Genomic DNA, 15,552 nt, shown 5'->3' with positions numbered 1-15,552 from the left:
GTCACCACTGCGCCATGACTTCGTCAAGCCGGTCCTTGCGAAGCTGTTCCCACTTTCTGGCGGTCACCGGATCCGTGTAGTTTCCGCTGCTGTCTCTGGAAAGGCTGTCTTGTGGTAGACCTGCCTCGAATTCTTCGCGGAACTGGTCATATGGGTCTTCACCGTTGGCGATGACCCTGCATAAATCAGAAAACAGCTTTTTAATGAACTGCATGTTTCGCTCCTTTGGTCTTCCATGGCTGGCCAAGACGGCATTATTGCAGACTCGGCGTGTTTTTATCGTCGGTGAATTGTTGTTCGAGACTTCGCTCTCCATGCTGTAAGCGAATAGACGATCAGCGGGATGGCTGTCGGCCGCCTATCGGCAACTTTTCGCCGCCATCGCTCCCTATAACATACTGTTGTTTTGAACAGTGTAGAGCTAGGAAATGCGATTCATCATCACCCGGCGCCGGGTTCTTGGTGTGGCCATCCCGAAGGAAAAGCTGAGGACCGCCGAGACTGTGCGCGGCGACATCATAATCAGCGAATGCCTTGATCCCGATTTCGGCCGGTCCGTGTTCAGCGCGCATATTTTCAAAACGTACCCAGGCCCTGACGTCATCCCTCCATTGATCGATGTGAAGATGACGGGCATGGCCCATAACGGAATGAACCTGACCGGTGTGGAGAAGATCGGCGATACATTTTATGCGCAGTCGTGGTGGTGTCGTACTGAGTAGTGGATTGTGTTCGGTCGGCAGGACGCCGATGAGATGGGCAAATCTTCCCCAAAACGCAACCGTTTGGGCCAATGTTTATTGGATTGTGAAGACTCGTAAAAAGAGGTGTTTTTATGAGGCAAAAATCAGCTCAAGGCCTTGATTTAAAAGGCCTTGTTTGCTTCCTATAAGGCATCCCAGGCTTTGATGCCGAAAAGGTGCAACGTTTTGCTTGAATCGGTCAAGGAACTGCCCCCTTTGCAGGTGCTGGGAATAAAAGGTGAAGGATTATGCCATGACCGGACGGCTGTGGGAGCGAGGCTTGCCCGCGATGAGCGATGACGCGGTTTTCTGGTGGACCGAGGTGTTTCCGTCGCGAGCAAGCTTTGCTCCCACAGTCTTACTCCCACAGCTTGCTTGCTAAAGAGTTGCTGCGACATAAGTGCAACGGTCGGGCCCATATTAACCGGCTAATGTGGCACTTCAGGGGCAAGCTGTTGCTGGATGTGTGTAGTTGGCATTGCAAGGCCGGCCTAGCCTTATGATGGTGCAGTTCGCCGCCTATCATCTGATTTGAGGTACGCCCTTGGGACTTGTCGTCACGCAGAATCTGGTCACGGTTGACCATGCCGTCAGAGAGCACCTGATCACCACCGCTGACGGTAATCCCAAAACGGATATTCGGGAATGCGGGCTCAAGGTGACGTCCGTCTTTACGCGAATCAAGGTTTCGGCAAAGAAAAGCCGTAATCGGAAAATCAGCGTGATCGGCGATAACTGCCCGCTCCTGTATGCGCTAAAGGGCAAGGATGGACTCACGACCAATATCACCTCCATCAAACGGTTGGTGGAGAGCGGTAGCGAAATTCTGACGGTGATCGCGGAGCAAACGCAAGCCGATACGGTGGTATACATGCCGTCGGGCTACAGTTTGAGTAGGATTATCGCGTCGCGATGTGCGTCGATGTTTGAAGCTCAATTGGCTCATGACGTGTTCGTGAAGTCGACCAAGCTTGACGCCTACGACATGATTCGAAAGGCCGAAGACAATGGTGATATCAGCATGGAGGAGCGCAAGAGGCTTCAGTTCAGGTTAAAGACGGCTGACGGGTTCCCGCTGAAGGTGATTCCAGTCAAGTATCGGCATCTGTTCACACCGATTCAACGCAATCCCGCGTTCAATGGCAACTTAATAGGGCGCGTCGTGATGGTTGATGATCTCTTAGCGACGGGACGGACGCTCAGCGTGGCCAAAGAGATCGTCCAGGCGATGAATGGTGTTTCTTCAGTGGAGGCCGTTTGCCTGTTCAGCGACGTGTGATGCTTTACAAGATATGCCCCCTTCGTTAGCATTGGCCGCGAGTGTGCATGAGCCTCCCCGCTCGTTAAATCCAGATGAGGCCCGCGTAGCACCGCCCATGGTCAACCTGTAAAAGGTAAGTAATGGGATGGTTAGGCAGCGGCTAACCCCTCAACCTTGATGGTTGTTGATGCTCCATGAGGGCCTTTTGGCCCTACATATTCTTGAAGCCGAGCGAAAGTTCGGCTTTTTCTTGTCTGTCTTTTACATTCAAATGTCAGATTCAGGATCGACTCAGTTCGGGGCGCTGGCGGACGTGCTGAGTGTCGCTGCTGCCGGGGTGAGCGAATCGTTTCCCGGGCGAGGCTGAACTTCATCGCTGCCGGCTCGACGTGTTCAACGACTCCGCCGAAGCCTCTTGTCTGAGCAGACAGATAGTCGTCTGTCAGACGCACCGAAGTTTCCGACAAGTTTTTAAGGTTGTCCGTCGGAAGCGAGGGCTCTAGCCTCTGGGTGTCGCTGCCAATTCAGCGACCGGACGTGAGAATCCGAACTTTCCCTAGGAGCACATACTTCTGCGCTATTAAGTGCAAGGTTTCCAATCCTTCAGCTCTAGGTAGCAGTTCATGATCAAAGAATCTCAAACTTCACCCAAACCAGCCTCCACCTTCCCCTACGGCGACTACGCCCCCGAAAAGCTGCAAGAAGCTGCTGATCGTGCGCTGGATCATTACCTCAAGCCTGACGACGGCGAGTCAGCCGCTGAATCCTCTACGCAGTTGTTCATTGTGGCGGACAGTATCGACACCGAAATTCTGCTAGCCAACCTCAGCGAAACCCTGGCCTCGGCCAATGCCATGCTGAGTGACCTGGCCTTCGAGTTGGCCGGCTCGCGGCGGCATGTGGCGTTGGGGGTGGTGCAGATGATCGAGTTGGGGGCACTGCTGGCGGACAAGGCTTTGGACCGGGTAGAGGTTCGGGCCTGATGCAATAAGTGCCAGCCTCATCGCGAGCAGGCTCGCTCCCACAGTGGATTTGTGTCGTTCACAAATATGCCATTCGACACCAAGCCCCTGTGGCGAGGGAGCTTGCTCCCGCTGGGGTGCGAAGCGCCCCTAAAAACTGACAACCCGGTGTGTCAGGCAGATTGAGTTGACTGCTTTGGGGGCCGCTGCGCAGCCCAGCGAGAGCAAGCTCTCTTGCCACCACAGCGCTTATGCGTGTGCTTCTTCCCGCTCCGGCACCAATTTCACTTCCACTCTCTGGCCCAGAGCACGAGCTGCGCTGGCAAGCGTTGCCAGCGTCATTCCTGCATCGTTCTGATCGAGCGCACGATCAACTGCGGTGCGACTGGTGTGCATCCGCTCTGCCAAGGCTTTTTTGGTGACTTTCTGAAGCTTCATTGCCTCGGCAATCTGCCAGGAAATAACGCGTTTGAGCGCCGCAGCGGAAACCTCTTCGGCAATGCCTTGCTCGGCGAGGAAGTCATCAAAATCAGATCCAATATGCTTGTTCATTTGCGGTACCTCATAATCTTGCTTTGCGCTGCTTGGCGGTTGCCATGTCGACCGCTGGTGTTTTTTGACTTTTCTTGATGAAGCCATGAAGTAGAACCATGTCGGAACCTACCACGGTGAAAAGGACCCGGGCGATGGTATCTCCAAGATCAATCCTGACTTCCCATAATCCGCTATCCAGCTTGCGAACCACTGGCATACCTATCGGCCAACCAAGCTGAACAGTCTTGATGTCAGTCCCGATCATCCGCCTGTGGTCACGAGGTAAGTCCGTCAGCCATTCCCGCACAGGTTCATTCCCGGCATCTGTGCAGAAGAAACGTACATTCAGTATGGGTGCGATTTCGGTCATGGATGGAGTGTACCGAAATAGGTGCATTGCGCAACCTTGGCGTTGCTGGAATTTTGTACAGGCTCCAGCCCTTGGCAGATTCCTGAATGCCGTAATGCTCACCGTCTAAAACTGTGGGCGAGCCTGCTGGCGTGAGGCCGGGTCAGACAGAGAAAGCTTGATATCGACTAAGAAGCTCTTGTGGCGAGGGAGCTTGCTCCCGCTCGGTTGCGAAGCAGCCGCAAAGAGCGAGGGCCGCTGCGCAGCCCAGCGGGAGCAAGCTCCCTCGCCACAACAGTGTTCAACCGAAAGGCCCCATCACTTCCGACGCTGGATAAACGCCCGGATCCGCTCCGCCGCTTCCACGCATTCGGCCAACGGTGCAACCAGGGCCATGCGCACGCGCCCGGCGCCCGGGTTGACGCCATTCACCTCGCGGGACAGGTAGGAGCCCGGCACCACCGTCACGTGTTCCTGTTCGAACAGATTCCGGCAGAAGGCTGCGTCATCGCCCGCCACGTTTGGCCACAGGTAGAAGCTGCCATCAGGGCGTTGCACGTCCAGCACCGGGCTGAGGATGTCCAGTACGGCGTCGAACTTCTCCCGGTACAGGGCCCGGTTGGCCCGTACGTGTTCTTCGTCGTTCCACGCGGCGATGCTCGCCAGTTGGGTCTGCACCGGCATCGCGCAGCCGTGATAGGTGCGATACAGCAGGAAACCCTTGAGGATGTCCGCGTCGCCGGCCACGAAACCGGAGCGCAGGCCGGGCAGGTTGGAGCGCTTGGACAGGCTGTGGAACACCACGCAGCGCTTGAAATCCTTACGGCCGAGTTCAACGCAGGCGCTGAGCAGGCCCGGTGGCGGGGTCTGTTCGTCGAAGTACAGTTCGCTGTAGCACTCGTCCGCGGCGATCACGAAGTCGTGCTCGTCGGCCAGGGCGATGAGTTTTTTCAGCACGTCCACCGGAATCAGGGCGCCGGTCGGGTTGCCGGGGGAGCACAGGAACAGGATCTGGCAGCGTTTCCAGATGTCCGCCGAGACGGCGTCGAAGTCCGGGTTGAAGCCGTTCTCGTCCAGGCACGGCAGGTAGTGCGGCTTGGCCCCAGCCAGGAACGCCGCGCCTTCGTAGATCTGATAGAAAGGGTTCGGGCTGACCACCAGCGCGTCGTCGCCACGGTTGACCACGGTCTGGGTGAAGGCGAACAGCGCCTCCCGGGTGCCATTGACCGGCAGCACGTGGCGCGCCGGATCGAGCCAGCCGTTCGGCACGCTGAAGCGTCGCTCGCACCAGCTGGCGATGGCTTCGCGCAAGGCTGGAATGCCCAGGGTGGTTGGATAAACGGCCATCTGATCCAGGTTGGCGGCCAGGGCCTCGGCGACGAAGCTGGGTGAGCGGTGCTTGGGTTCACCGATGGACAGGGCAATCGGCCGCTTGTCCGGGTTGGGCGTGACGCTGCCCAGCAGGGCTCGAAGCTTTTCGAACGGGTAGGGCTGCAACTGGTTCAGGGCGTTGTTCATTGGAGGCCTCGTTCAAGGTGGGACTGTGGGAGCGAGCCTGCTCGCGATAGCGGCGGGGCAGGCGATAGCAATGCTGAATGTTGTGCCGCCATCGCGAGCATGCTCGCTCCCACAGGGGAGTTCATGGTTCAGATGTTGATGCGTGTCAGGTTGGCATCGGGTTCCTGGTTGACGCTCAAATGCTGGACGATCGCGTCCTGCAGGCGACTGCACAGCAGGGGATCGGACAGCGGCTGGTTATGGGCGTCGGTGATGAAGAAGACGTCTTCCACCCGCTCGCCGAGGGTAGCGATCTTGGCGTTCTGCAACGACAGGTCAAACTCCAGGAAAATATGACCGACCCGCGCCAGCAGGCCGGGACGGTCCGGGGCGCTGAGCTCCAGCACCGTGATCTGGCGCTGGGCATCGTTGTGGATCGTCACCTGCGGGGCGAACGCGAAGTGCTTGAGCTGGCGCGGCACCCGCCGCTGGATGATGGTCGGGTAGTCGGCCGGGTTGCGCAGGGCGTTGGTGAGACCGTCGCGGATCTGCTTGACCCGTTTCGGATTGTCACCAATCGAATCGCCGTCGGTGTCGAGCACGATATAGGTGTCGAGGGTGAACTGGCTGCTGGACGTGATGATCCGCGCATCGTGGATGTTGAGGTTGAGCTGGTCCATCGCGGCCACGGTCACGGCGAAGAAGTCGTGTTGGTCCGGCGCGTAGATGAAGATCTGCGTGCCGCCTTCGAACTCGCGTTGCGTGGTTTCCTTGATCAACACCAACGGTCCGCCGTCGGCCGGTTGCTGCAGGATCGCGTCGCTGTGCCAGGCCACGTCGCCGGCGGTGTGGCGCAGGAAATAATCGTCGCCCAGTTGCGACCAGAGCTGTTCGACGTCGTCCGGGTCGGTGCCACCGCGCACCAGGATATCCAGGGCAGCGGTTTGGGTGCGACGGATCTGCTCCTCGCGGTCCACCGGGTTTTCCAGGCCCCGGCGCAAGGCCCGCTTGGTCTCGGTGTACAGCTGGCGCAGCAGACTGGCCCGCCAGGAGTTCCACAGGGTCGGGTTGGTGGCGTTGATATCGGCCACGGTCAGCACGTAGAGGTAATCCAGGCGGGTTTCATCGCCGACGATCTGGGCGAAGTCGTGGATTACCTGCGGATCGGACAGGTCCTTGCGCTGGGCAGTGGTCGACATCACCAGGTGATTCTGCACCAGCCAGACGATCAGCCGGCTGTCCCAGACGGGCAACTGGTGCCGCTGGCAAAACGCTTCTGCATCCACCGCGCCGACTTCCGAGTGGTCGCCCTGCCGACCTTTGCCGATGTCGTGGTACAGCCCGGCCATGTAGATCAGCTCAGGCTTGGGCAGCTTGCCCATGAGCTTGCTCGCCAGCGGGAATTTCTCCGAGACCTGGGTGTACTGCAACTTACGCAGGTGCTTGATCAGGTTCAGGGTGTGGGCGTCGACGGTATAGATGTGGAACAGGTCATGCTGCATCTGCCCGACGATAAAGCCGAACTCCGGCAGGTAGCGCCCGAGGATCCCGTAGCGGTTCATGCGTCGCAGGTTGCGGTGCACGCCGATCTTGCACTTGAACAGCTCGATGAACAGGCTGGTGTTGCGGATGTCATGGCGGAAGTCGTCGTCGATCAGGTGACGGTTTTCCCGCAGCAGGCGAATGGTGTCGGCGCGTACGCCCTTGATTTCCGGCTGCTGGGCCATCAGCACGAAGATTTCGAGCATGGCGAAGGGCGTGCGACGGAACACATTGGCATTGCGTGCTTCGATGTACCCGTCATGCAACTGGAACCGGGAGTTGATCGGCTGCGGTGGCGCGCTGTCTTCCGGTGCGAGGATGACTTCCTCGAAATGCTGGATGATCAGTTCGCTGAGCTGGGCGATGCTCATCACCACCCGGTAATACTGCTGCATGAAGTTTTCGATGGCCTGCTTGGCATCCTGGCCTTCGAAGCCCAGCAGGCCCGCGATGGAGCGCTGGTGGTCGAACAGCAAGCGGTCTTCGGAACGCCCGGCGAGCATGTGCAGGGCGTAGCGGACCTTCCACAGGAACTCCTGCGATGAAGCCAGCAAGGCGTTCTCGCTTTCCACCAGGAAACCCTCGCCGGCCAGGTTGCGCAGGTTCAGCGTGCCGTACTGGCGGCGGGCGACCCAGAGGATCGTCTGGATGTCCCGAAGCCCGCCGGGCGAGCCTTTGACGTTGGGTTCCAGGTTGTATTCGGTGTCGTTGTACTTGTGGTGACGGGCCTTCTGCTCGGCGCGCTTGGCCAGGAAGAAGTCCTTGCTCGGCCACATGTGCGCCGTGCTGGTCACATCGAGCATGCGCTGGCGCAGCCGCTCGGGGCCGGCAATGGTGCGACTTTCCATCAGGTTGGTCACCACCGTCAGGTCGGCGCGGGCCTCATCGGCGCATTCCTGCACCGAGCGCACGCTCTGGCCGACCTCCAGGCCGATATCCCACAGCAGCGTCAGGAAACGCTCGATGGAGTCGCGAAAGATCTCGTGATCGGCGCTGTCCAGCAGGATCAGCAGGTCGATGTCGGAGTAGGGGTGCAGTTCGCCACGCCCGTAGCCCCCCACCGCCACCAGGGCGATGTCGGCATCCAGGCTCCAGTCGAACTGCTCCCAGGCCTTCTGCAGGATGTTGTCGACGAACCAGGCGCGGTCCTCGATCAGCCGACGGATATCCCGGCCATCGCGAAAGCGCTGGTCGAGTACTTCGTGGGCCTGGCGGATCGCCTTCTTGAAGGCCGAGATGGGGCTTGCCTTCAGGGCCAGTTCAGCCTGGAACTGGCCACGGTCGAAGAGTTCGGGATCCACCTGCGGCATCGAATGGCTTTCCTTTCTATCTATAGCGGTACGCTGGTTTTGCTCAGGCGGAAACGCGAGGGATGGTGTCGTCGCTGCGCAGGGTGAAGATCTCGTACCCGGTCTCGGTCACCAGCAGGGTGTGCTCCCATTGGGCCGACAGCTTGCGATCCTTGGTGATGGCGGTCCAACCGTCGCCCAGGACCTTGGTGTCGGCGCGGCCCTGGTTGATCATCGGCTCGATGGTGAAGGTCATGCCCGCCTGGAGCTCCATGCCGGTGCCGGCACGGCCGTAGTGCAGGATCTGCGGCTCTTCGTGGAAGACCTTGCCAATGCCGTGGCCGCAGAACTCACGCACCACCGAAAAACCGTTCTTCTGCGCATGCTTCTGGATCACCTCGCCGATGTCCCCCAGGCGGCAACCCGGCTTCACCAGTTCAATGGCCATGTACATGCATTCCTGGGTGACTTTCGACAGGCGCTGGGCCCACTCCGGCACGTTGCCGACGTGGAACATGCGGCTGGTGTCGCCGTGATAGCCATCCTTGATCACGGTGACGTCGATGTTCAGCGTGTCGCCGTCCTTCAACGGTTTCTCATTGGGAATGCCGTGGCAGACCACGTGGTTGATCGAGGTGCAGATCGACTTCGGGAAGCCTTTGTAGTTGAGCGGCGCCGGAATGGCTTTCTGCTCGTTGACGATGTAGTCGTGGCAGATACGGTCAAGCTCTTCGGTGGTCACGCCCGGCTTGACGTAATCGGCGATCATTTCCAGGACTTCGGCGGCAAGTTTGCCGGCGACGCGCATTTTTGCGATGTCCTCGGGGGTCTTGAGGGTGACGGTCATACAGGCTCTCTCTGCGCCCGGCGGCGCTGTTCGAAACGAAATGGGCGGCGGATGCTGATCCGGGCGGCCCTGAAAGAGGCGATTCTAACAGACGATCAGCACAAAGCGCTCTTCAGCCCGAACTCAGTGGCGAAGGAACAGAAGTGGGAGCAAAGCTGGCTCGCGATCCAGGCGACTCGATTTCTGAAGGACCGCATAGGCTTCATCGCGGGCAAGCCTTGCTCCCACAATCACCTCGCCACAGGGATTCATAATCCGGGTTCCGTTTTCGCCCTTGCTGTGGTATAAAATGCGCCGCTTTCCGGGGATGACCCCGTGAGCTTAAATCCACACACGTGTCGACACGATGACCTGGGTGCCTTCGGCTTATATAGCCGCTGGTTGGTCATTGGGATACGTGGAGGCCAAACCCGACTTATCAAGGAACTATCATGTCCCAAGTCAACATGCGCGATATGCTGAAGGCCGGTGTGCACTTCGGTCACCAGACCCGTTACTGGAACCCGAAAATGGGCAAGTACATTTTCGGCGCGCGTAACAAGATCCACATCATCAACCTTGAAAAAACCCTGCCGATGTTCAACGAAGCACTGACCTTCGTAGAGCGCCTGGCCCAGGGCAAAAACAAGATTCTGTTCGTCGGCACCAAGCGTTCCGCTGGCAAGATCGTTGCTGAAGAAGCAGCACGTTGCGGTTCGCCGTACGTCGATCACCGCTGGTTGGGCGGCATGCTGACCAACTTCAAGACCATCCGCGCTTCCATCAAGCGTCTGCGTGATCTTGAAGTCCAGTCCGAAGACGGCACTTTCGCCAAGCTGACCAAGAAAGAAGCGCTGATGCGCACTCGCGATCTTGAGAAGCTGGACCGCTCCCTGGGCGGTATCAAGGACATGGGCGGTCTGCCTGACGCGCTGTTCGTGATCGACGTTGACCACGAGCGCATCGCGATCACCGAAGCCAACAAGCTGGGTATCCCGGTCATCGGCGTTGTCGATACCAACAGCAGCCCGGAGGGCGTTGACTACATCATCCCAGGCAACGATGACGCCATCCGCGCCATCCAGCTGTACATGGGTTCGATGGCTGACGCTGTTATCCGTGGTCGCAACAACGTTCAAGGCGGCACCGAAGTCTTCGCTGAAGAAGCTCCGGCAGCAGCCGCTGAGTAATTGACGCCCCTGGCGTTGACTCAGTAAGCAAAAAGGGGGCTTGGCCCCCTTTTTGCCACCTCGAAAACCATTTGTCGCCAGTGCAGCTACCTGTTTGTCATCTGCCTCGGTCTATAAACAGTGGTTTTCAGGAAGAATTGATCGCCCGTTCGATCGGGTGGAATGGTTGAAAACCTATCCAAGAGGATTTTGAAATGGCAGAGATTACTGCAGCGTTGGTCAAAGAACTGCGCGAGCGTACCGGCGAAGGCATGATGGACTGCAAGAAAGCCTTGACCAAGGCTGGCGGCGACATCGAGAAAGCCATTGATGACATGCGTGCTTCGGGCGCCATCAAGGCTGCCAAGAAGGCTGGCAACGTTGCCGCTGAAGGCGCTATCGCCATCAAGGACGACGGCAAGGCCGCCGTTCTGCTGGAGGTGAACTCCCAGACCGACTTCCTGGCTCTGCAGGACGACTTCAAGGCATTCGTTGCTGCCAGCGTCGAAAAAGCCTTCGCTGACAAACTGACCGACGCAGCTCCGCTGATCGAAGCTCAGGAACAAGCGCGCCTGGTACTGGTTGGCAAGACCGGCGAGAACGTCAACATCCGTCGTCTGGTTCGCGTTGAAGGTGACGTGGTCGGTACTTACCTGCACGGCAACAAGATCGGCGTGGCTGTCGTCCTCAAGGGCGGCGACACCGAGCTGGCGAAAGACATCGCCATGCACGTAGCCGCGACCAACCCTGAATTCCTGCTGCCTTCGGACGTTTCGGCTGAAGCGATCGAGCGCGAAAAAGGCGTTTTCCTGCAGCTGAACGAAGAGAAGCTCAAGGGCAAGCCTGCCGACATCGCCGAGAAGATGGTGGCCGGTCGTATCTCCAAGTTCCTGGCTGAAGCCAGCCTGGTCGAGCAAGCGTTCGTCAAGAACCCTGAAGTCAAGGTCGGTGACCTGGCGAAGAAAGCCGGTGCTGAAATCGTTTCCTTCACCTACTTCAAGGTAGGCGATGGCATCGAGAAGCCGGTCGACAACTTCGCTGAAGAAGTTGCCGCGCAGGTAGCTGCTGCCAGCAAGCAATAAGACAGGTTTCTACAACTGTCGCCCAGAAGAGGCTGCCCGCTCACGCGCGCAGCCTCTTTTCGGATGAGGATGCCGATTTCTATTGGTTTCCTGTCGGAACTGGCTTACAAAGCCGTGTTCCGATGGCGCTGTGTCAGCGTCACGCTAGAGTGAGAGCAGGCTGTAAACAGCAGTCCGCCAAGAATTTTCGTAAATACGCCGCAGGAGAGATTCGCAATGGCTCAGCAGGGCAGTGGTTATCAGGCTCGCTATAAACGCATTCTACTCAAGCTTAGCGGCGAGGCCCTGATGGGCTCGGAAGAGTTCGGGATCGATCCGAAAGTGCTGGACCGCATGGCCCTTGAAGTGGGTCAACTGGTCGGGATCGGTGTTCAGGTCGGCCTGGTCATCGGTGGCGGCAACCTGTTCCGCGGTGCGGCGCTGAGCGCGGCCGGCATGGATCGGGTCACGGGCGACCACATGGGCATGCTGGCCACTGTGATGAACGCCCTGGCTATGCGCGACGCCTTGGAGCGTGCCAATATCTCCGCCATCGTGATGTCGGCCATTTCCATGGTTGGTGTGACCGATCACTACGATCGTCGCAAAGCCATGCGCCACCTCAACTCCAAGGAAGTGGTGATTTTTGCCGCTGGTACCGGTAATCCGTTCTTCACCACGGATTCGGCGGCTTGCCTGCGAGCGATCGAAATCGATGCCGATGTCGTGCTCAAGGCAACCAAGGTCGATGGTGTCTACACCGCCGACCCGTTCAAGGACCCGCATGCCGAGAAGTTCGATCATCTGACCTACGATGAAGTGCTGGATCGCAAGCTGGGTGTCATGGACCTGACGGCTATCTGTCTGTGCCGCGACCACAAGATGCCGTTGCGTGTCTTCAACATGAACAAGCCCGGTGCCCTGCTGAATATCGTGCACGGTGGCGCCGAAGGAACCCTGATCGAGGAAGTTCAACAATGATCAACGAAATCAAGAAAGACGCCCAAGCGCGTATGCAGAAATCCCTGGAGTCCCTGAGCCACGCATTTGGCCAGATCCGTACCGGCAAGGCTCACCCGGACATCCTGGGCAGCGTGATGGTCCCTTATTATGGCGCCGACACCCCGATCACCAGCGTCGCCAACATTACCGTGAAGGATTCGCGGACCCTGCAAGTCGTGGCCTTCGAGCGCAACATGCTCGCGGCGGTCGACAAGGCGATCCAGAGCGCCGGCCTGAACCTCAACCCGACCAACCTGGGCGAGTTGCTGCTGATCTCCATGCCTGCCCTGACCGAGGAAACCCGCAAGGGGTTCACCAAGCAGGCGCGCAGCGCTGCCGAAGATGCGCGCGTCGCCGTACGCAACATTCGACGCGATGCCCTGGGCGAACTGAAGAAGTTGGCCAAGGACAAGGAAATCAGCGAAGACGAAGAGCGTCGCGCGGCGGCCGATATCCAGAAACTGACCGACAAGGCAGAGGCTGATATCGATTTGGCCACCAAGCAGAAAGAAGCGGATCTGATGGCCGTATAAGGGTCTCGTTTTCATGGATAAGACCAAGCAGGCCGCGTCGTTCGCGGTGCCGCGCCACGTAGCGATCATCATGGACGGCAACAACCGCTGGGCCAAGAAACGCTTCATGCCCGGTGTCGCCGGGCATAAGGCGGGGGTCGATGCGGTTCGCGCGGTCATCGAGGTGTGCGCCGAGGCTGGCGTCGAGGTGCTGACCCTGTTCGCGTTCTCCAGCGAAAACTGGCAGCGCCCGGCCGACGAGGTCAGCGCCTTGATGGAGTTGTTCCTCAAGGCCTTGCGTCGTGAGGCCAAGCGCCTCAACGAGAACAGCATCAGCCTGCGTATCATCGGTGATCGCTCGCGCTTTCATCCGGAGTTGCAGGCTGCGATGCGCGATGCCGAAGCTGCGACGGCCGGCGCCGACCGGTTTGTCCTGCAGATCGCCGCCAACTATGGCGGTCAGTGGGACATTGCCCAGGCGGCCCAGCGGCTGGCGCGGGAAGTCCAGGCCGGGCACTTGCGCCCGGAAGACATCACGCCTGAACTGCTGCAGACCTGCCTGGCCACGGGCGACCTGCCCTTGCCGGACCTGTGCATCCGCACCGGTGGCGAACATCGCATCAGTAATTTCCTCCTTTGGCAGCTGGCTTACGCCGAGCTGTACTTCTCCGACCTGTTCTGGCCGGACTTCAAACACGAAGCCATGCGCGTTGCGCTGGCTGATTTCGCTTCCCGTCAGCGTCGTTTCGGTAAAACGAGCGAGCAGATCGAAGCTGGAGCCCGGGTTTAATGCTCAAACAACGAATCATCACTGCACTGATCCTATTGCCCATCGCCCTGTGCGGCTTCTTCCTGCTGAACGGTGCCGGCTTCGCCCTGTTCATCGGGTTGGTCGTGACGCTGGGGGCCTGGGAGTGGGCGCGGCTGGCCGGTTTTGCCGCGCAGTCGGCCCGTGTGACCTACGCCGCCGTCGTGGCGGCCATGCTTTTTGTCATGTATGTGGTGCCCGGTATTGCGCCCTGGGTGCTGGGCGCTTCGGTGCTTTGGTGGGCTGCGGCAACCTTCCTGGTGTTGACCTACCCCCACACGACCCATCACTGGGCCAATGCCGCGACCAAGCTGATGATCGGTCTGTTGATCCTGCTGCCGGCCTGGCAGGGACTCATCTGGATCAAGCAAGGTGCGCTGGGTAACTGGCAGATCATGGCGGTGATGGTGCTGGTCTGGGGGGCCGACGTCGGGGCCTACTTCTCCGGCAAGGCATTCGGCAAGCGCAAGCTCGCGCCCAAAGTCAGTCCCGGCAAGAGTTGGGAAGGGGTCTACGGTGGCTTGGCCTTGAGCCTGGTGATTACGACGGTCGTTGGCGTCGTGCGGGAATGGACGGCCGGCCAGTTGCTGATCGGCCTGTTTGGCGCCGCCCTGATTGTCTTCGTCTCAGTGGTCGGAGACCTGACCGAGAGCATGTTCAAGCGCCAGTCCGGGATCAAGGACAGCAGCAATCTGCTGCCTGGCCATGGCGGCGTGCTGGATCGTATCGACAGTCTGACCGCGGCGGTCCCGATCTTCGCTGTGCTGCTGTGGATGGCGGCGTCGTGAGTCGCCCCCAGCAGATCACTGTCCTGGGTGCTACCGGTTCGATCGGCCTGAGTACGCTGGACGTCATCGGCCGGCACCCGGAGCGCTACCAGGTGTTCGCGCTCAGCGGCTTCACACGCCTGAGCGAGTTGCTGGCGTTGTGCATTCGTCACATCCCACGGTTTGCCGTGGTGCCCGAGGCCGGCGTGGCACGGGCGCTGCAGGATGACCTGCGTGCAGCCGGCCTGCAGACCCGCGTGCTGGTAGGTGAGGAGGGCCTGTGCGAAGTGGCCTCCGATCCTGAAGTCGATGCAGTGATGGCGGCGATTGTCGGTGCCGCGGGGCTGCGCCCGACGCTGGCTGCGGTGGAGGCCGGCAAGAAGATCCTGTTGGCCAACAAGGAAGCGCTGGTCATGTCCGGCGCGTTGTTCATGCAGGCTGTGGGCAAAAGCGGTTCGGTGCTGCTGCCGATCGACAGTGAACACAATGCGATTTTTCAATGCATGCCGCGGGATTTTTCCCGTGGCCTCGGCGCCGTAGGTGTCCGGCGGATCTTGCTGACCGCTTCCGGCGGTCCGTTCCGGCAGACGCCGCTGACAGAATTGGAACATGTTTCACCCGAGCAGGCCTGTGCCCATCCGAACTGGTCCATGGGGCGCAAGATATCCGTGGATTCGGCCAGCATGATGAACAAGGGCCTTGAGCTGATCGAGGCCTGCTGGCTTTTCGATGCAAGGCCGTCCCAGGTCGAGGTGGTGATTCATCCGCAGAGTGTGATCCATTCGCTGGTGGATTATGTAGATGGTTCGGTGCTGGCCCAGTTGGGCAACCCGGACATGCGCACACCCATCGCCAACGCGCTGGCCTGGCCGGATCGAATCGATTCGGGTGTGGCACCGCTGGACCTGTTTGCCGTCGCCCGCCTGGATTTCCAGGCACCCGATGAGCAGCGCTTCCCTTGCCTGCGCCTGGCGCGACAGGCGGCCGAGGCGGGCAACAGTGCGCCGGCCATGTTGAACGCCGCCAATGAAGTGGCGGTCGCCGCGTTTCTTGATGGACGTGTCCGCTACCTCGAAATCGCGAGTATCATCGAGGAAGTCTTGAATCTCGAGGCTGTGGTTGCCCTCGACGATCTCGACGCGGTGTTCACCGTGGATGCCCGGGCCCGCGAGTTGGCGGGGCAGTGGCTGAGGCGTCACGGACGTTGAGGCTGCGGTACGTTAGCCGGGG

General features: G+C 59.5%; 17 protein-coding genes. 11 read left to right on the top strand and 6 right to left on the bottom strand.

Features of this window, described 5'->3' with window-relative positions; translation table 11 throughout:
- Nucleotide 1: 1 nt before the first annotated feature.
- Nucleotides 2-214 carry a hypothetical protein gene (locus N005_RS15730; RefSeq protein ID WP_047702020.1) on the bottom strand — a complete coding sequence of 71 codons (213 nt, stop codon included), beginning with the start codon at nucleotides 212-214 and terminating at the stop codon, nucleotides 2-4.
- 214 nt (nucleotides 215-428) lie between these two features.
- On the opposite strand from N005_RS15730, the gene N005_RS15725 reads away from it, so the two are divergent.
- The 3 genes from N005_RS15725 to N005_RS15710 all read left to right on the top strand — a co-directional run bounded on the left by N005_RS15725 (nucleotide 429) and on the right by N005_RS15710 (nucleotide 2,987).
- A complete protein-coding gene (locus tag N005_RS15725) occupies nucleotides 429-722 on the top strand; it encodes a hypothetical protein (RefSeq protein ID WP_047702019.1) in 294 nt (97 codons plus the stop codon).
- A gap of 565 nt (nucleotides 723-1,287) precedes the next feature.
- Complete coding sequence (locus N005_RS15720) at nucleotides 1,288-2,022, top strand: phosphoribosyltransferase (RefSeq protein WP_047702018.1); 735 nt, start codon at nucleotides 1,288-1,290, stop codon at nucleotides 2,020-2,022.
- A gap of 605 nt (nucleotides 2,023-2,627) precedes the next feature.
- Nucleotides 2,628-2,987: a DUF6124 family protein gene (locus tag N005_RS15710; RefSeq protein WP_047702016.1), complete on the top strand. Its 360-nt coding sequence runs from the start codon at nucleotides 2,628-2,630 to the stop codon at nucleotides 2,985-2,987.
- A 228-nt stretch (nucleotides 2,988-3,215) separates the two neighbouring features.
- Here N005_RS15710 and N005_RS15705 read toward each other — a convergent pair whose 3' ends face one another.
- The 5 genes from N005_RS15705 to map form a co-directional block, all read right to left on the bottom strand.
- Nucleotides 3,216-3,518 (bottom strand): XRE family transcriptional regulator, encoded by a 303-nt coding sequence (locus tag N005_RS15705; protein ID WP_047702015.1) that lies wholly within the window; start codon nucleotides 3,516-3,518, stop codon nucleotides 3,216-3,218.
- Between the two features lie 10 nt (nucleotides 3,519-3,528).
- Complete coding sequence (locus tag N005_RS15700; protein WP_047702234.1) at nucleotides 3,529-3,870, bottom strand: type II toxin-antitoxin system RelE/ParE family toxin; 342 nt, start codon at nucleotides 3,868-3,870, stop codon at nucleotides 3,529-3,531.
- Nucleotides 3,871-4,167: 297 nt separating this feature from the next.
- Nucleotides 4,168-5,367 carry a succinyldiaminopimelate transaminase gene (gene dapC, locus N005_RS15695; RefSeq protein ID WP_047702014.1) on the bottom strand — a complete coding sequence of 400 codons (1,200 nt, stop codon included), beginning with the start codon at nucleotides 5,365-5,367 and terminating at the stop codon, nucleotides 4,168-4,170.
- Nucleotides 5,368-5,495: 128 nt separating this feature from the next.
- Nucleotides 5,496-8,198 (bottom strand): [protein-PII] uridylyltransferase, encoded by a 2,703-nt coding sequence (locus N005_RS15690; protein WP_047702013.1) that lies wholly within the window; start codon nucleotides 8,196-8,198, stop codon nucleotides 5,496-5,498.
- A 43-nt stretch (nucleotides 8,199-8,241) separates the two neighbouring features.
- Complete coding sequence (map, locus tag N005_RS15685; RefSeq protein WP_047702012.1) at nucleotides 8,242-9,024, bottom strand: type I methionyl aminopeptidase; 783 nt, start codon at nucleotides 9,022-9,024, stop codon at nucleotides 8,242-8,244.
- Between the two features lie 51 nt (nucleotides 9,025-9,075).
- On the opposite strand from map, the gene N005_RS15680 reads away from it, so the two are divergent.
- From N005_RS15680 to ispC, 8 genes are all read left to right on the top strand, one after another.
- Nucleotides 9,076-9,312: a hypothetical protein gene (locus tag N005_RS15680; protein WP_047702011.1), complete on the top strand. Its 237-nt coding sequence runs from the start codon at nucleotides 9,076-9,078 to the stop codon at nucleotides 9,310-9,312.
- Between the two features lie 143 nt (nucleotides 9,313-9,455).
- Nucleotides 9,456-10,193: a 30S ribosomal protein S2 gene (gene rpsB, locus N005_RS15675; RefSeq protein WP_033034560.1), complete on the top strand. Its 738-nt coding sequence runs from the start codon at nucleotides 9,456-9,458 to the stop codon at nucleotides 10,191-10,193.
- 194 nt (nucleotides 10,194-10,387) lie between these two features.
- Nucleotides 10,388-11,254 (top strand): translation elongation factor Ts, encoded by an 867-nt coding sequence (tsf, locus tag N005_RS15670; RefSeq protein ID WP_041021815.1) that lies wholly within the window; start codon nucleotides 10,388-10,390, stop codon nucleotides 11,252-11,254.
- Nucleotides 11,255-11,470: 216 nt separating this feature from the next.
- Entirely contained in the window at nucleotides 11,471-12,214 is a 744-nt protein-coding gene (gene pyrH, locus N005_RS15665; protein ID WP_003198235.1) for a UMP kinase, read from the top strand.
- Nucleotides 12,211-12,768, top strand: coding sequence for a ribosome recycling factor (gene frr, locus N005_RS15660; RefSeq protein ID WP_047702010.1), 558 nt, complete (start codon nucleotides 12,211-12,213; stop codon nucleotides 12,766-12,768). Before pyrH ends, frr begins: the two co-directional genes overlap by 4 nt.
- Nucleotides 12,769-12,781: 13 nt before the next feature.
- The gene (gene uppS, locus N005_RS15655) at nucleotides 12,782-13,537 is read left to right on the top strand and encodes a polyprenyl diphosphate synthase (RefSeq protein ID WP_047702009.1); all 756 of its coding nucleotides are present in this window, start codon (nucleotides 12,782-12,784) and stop codon (nucleotides 13,535-13,537) included.
- On the top strand, nucleotides 13,537-14,343 hold the full coding sequence (locus tag N005_RS15650) for a phosphatidate cytidylyltransferase (protein WP_047702008.1): 807 nt from the start codon (nucleotides 13,537-13,539) through the stop codon (nucleotides 14,341-14,343). Before uppS ends, N005_RS15650 begins: the two co-directional genes overlap by 1 nt.
- A complete protein-coding gene (gene ispC / locus N005_RS15645; RefSeq protein WP_047702007.1) occupies nucleotides 14,340-15,530 on the top strand; it encodes a 1-deoxy-D-xylulose-5-phosphate reductoisomerase in 1,191 nt (396 codons plus the stop codon). Before N005_RS15650 ends, ispC begins: the two co-directional genes overlap by 4 nt.
- Nucleotides 15,531-15,552: the final 22 nt, after the last annotated feature.

Origin of the sequence: Pseudomonas mediterranea CFBP 5447, from assembly GCF_000774145.1 — a bacterium.
GTDB classification, from domain to species: Bacteria; Pseudomonadota; Gammaproteobacteria; order Pseudomonadales; family Pseudomonadaceae; genus Aquipseudomonas; species Aquipseudomonas mediterranea.
The sequence above is the reverse complement of the archived record's forward strand: the minus strand, read 5'-3'. Positions and strand labels throughout refer to the sequence as shown.

Excerpts from the sequence above, each read along its gene's own strand:
- N005_RS15730 (WP_047702020.1), bottom strand. The coding sequence starts at position 214 with ATGCAGTTCATTAAAAAGCTGTTTTCTGATTTATGCAGGGTCATCGCC.
- N005_RS15725 (WP_047702019.1), top strand. The coding sequence starts at position 429 with ATGCGATTCATCATCACCCGGCGCCGGGTTCTTGGTGTGGCCATCCCG.
- N005_RS15710 (WP_047702016.1), top strand. The coding sequence starts at position 2,628 with ATGATCAAAGAATCTCAAACTTCACCCAAACCAGCCTCCACCTTCCCC.
- N005_RS15705 (WP_047702015.1), bottom strand. The coding sequence starts at position 3,518 with ATGAACAAGCATATTGGATCTGATTTTGATGACTTCCTCGCCGAGCAA.
- N005_RS15700 (WP_047702234.1), bottom strand. The coding sequence starts at position 3,870 with ATGACCGAAATCGCACCCATACTGAATGTACGTTTCTTCTGCACAGAT.
- dapC (WP_047702014.1), bottom strand. The coding sequence starts at position 5,367 with ATGAACAACGCCCTGAACCAGTTGCAGCCCTACCCGTTCGAAAAGCTT.
- N005_RS15690 (WP_047702013.1), bottom strand. The coding sequence starts at position 8,198 with ATGCCGCAGGTGGATCCCGAACTCTTCGACCGTGGCCAGTTCCAGGCT.
- map (WP_047702012.1), bottom strand. The coding sequence starts at position 9,024 with ATGACCGTCACCCTCAAGACCCCCGAGGACATCGCAAAAATGCGCGTC.
- N005_RS15680 (WP_047702011.1), top strand. The coding sequence starts at position 9,076 with ATGCTGATCCGGGCGGCCCTGAAAGAGGCGATTCTAACAGACGATCAG.
- rpsB (WP_033034560.1), top strand. The coding sequence starts at position 9,456 with ATGTCCCAAGTCAACATGCGCGATATGCTGAAGGCCGGTGTGCACTTC.
- tsf (WP_041021815.1), top strand. The coding sequence starts at position 10,388 with ATGGCAGAGATTACTGCAGCGTTGGTCAAAGAACTGCGCGAGCGTACC.
- pyrH (WP_003198235.1), top strand. The coding sequence starts at position 11,471 with ATGGCTCAGCAGGGCAGTGGTTATCAGGCTCGCTATAAACGCATTCTA.
- frr (WP_047702010.1), top strand. The coding sequence starts at position 12,211 with ATGATCAACGAAATCAAGAAAGACGCCCAAGCGCGTATGCAGAAATCC.
- uppS (WP_047702009.1), top strand. The coding sequence starts at position 12,782 with ATGGATAAGACCAAGCAGGCCGCGTCGTTCGCGGTGCCGCGCCACGTA.
- N005_RS15650 (WP_047702008.1), top strand. The coding sequence starts at position 13,537 with ATGCTCAAACAACGAATCATCACTGCACTGATCCTATTGCCCATCGCC.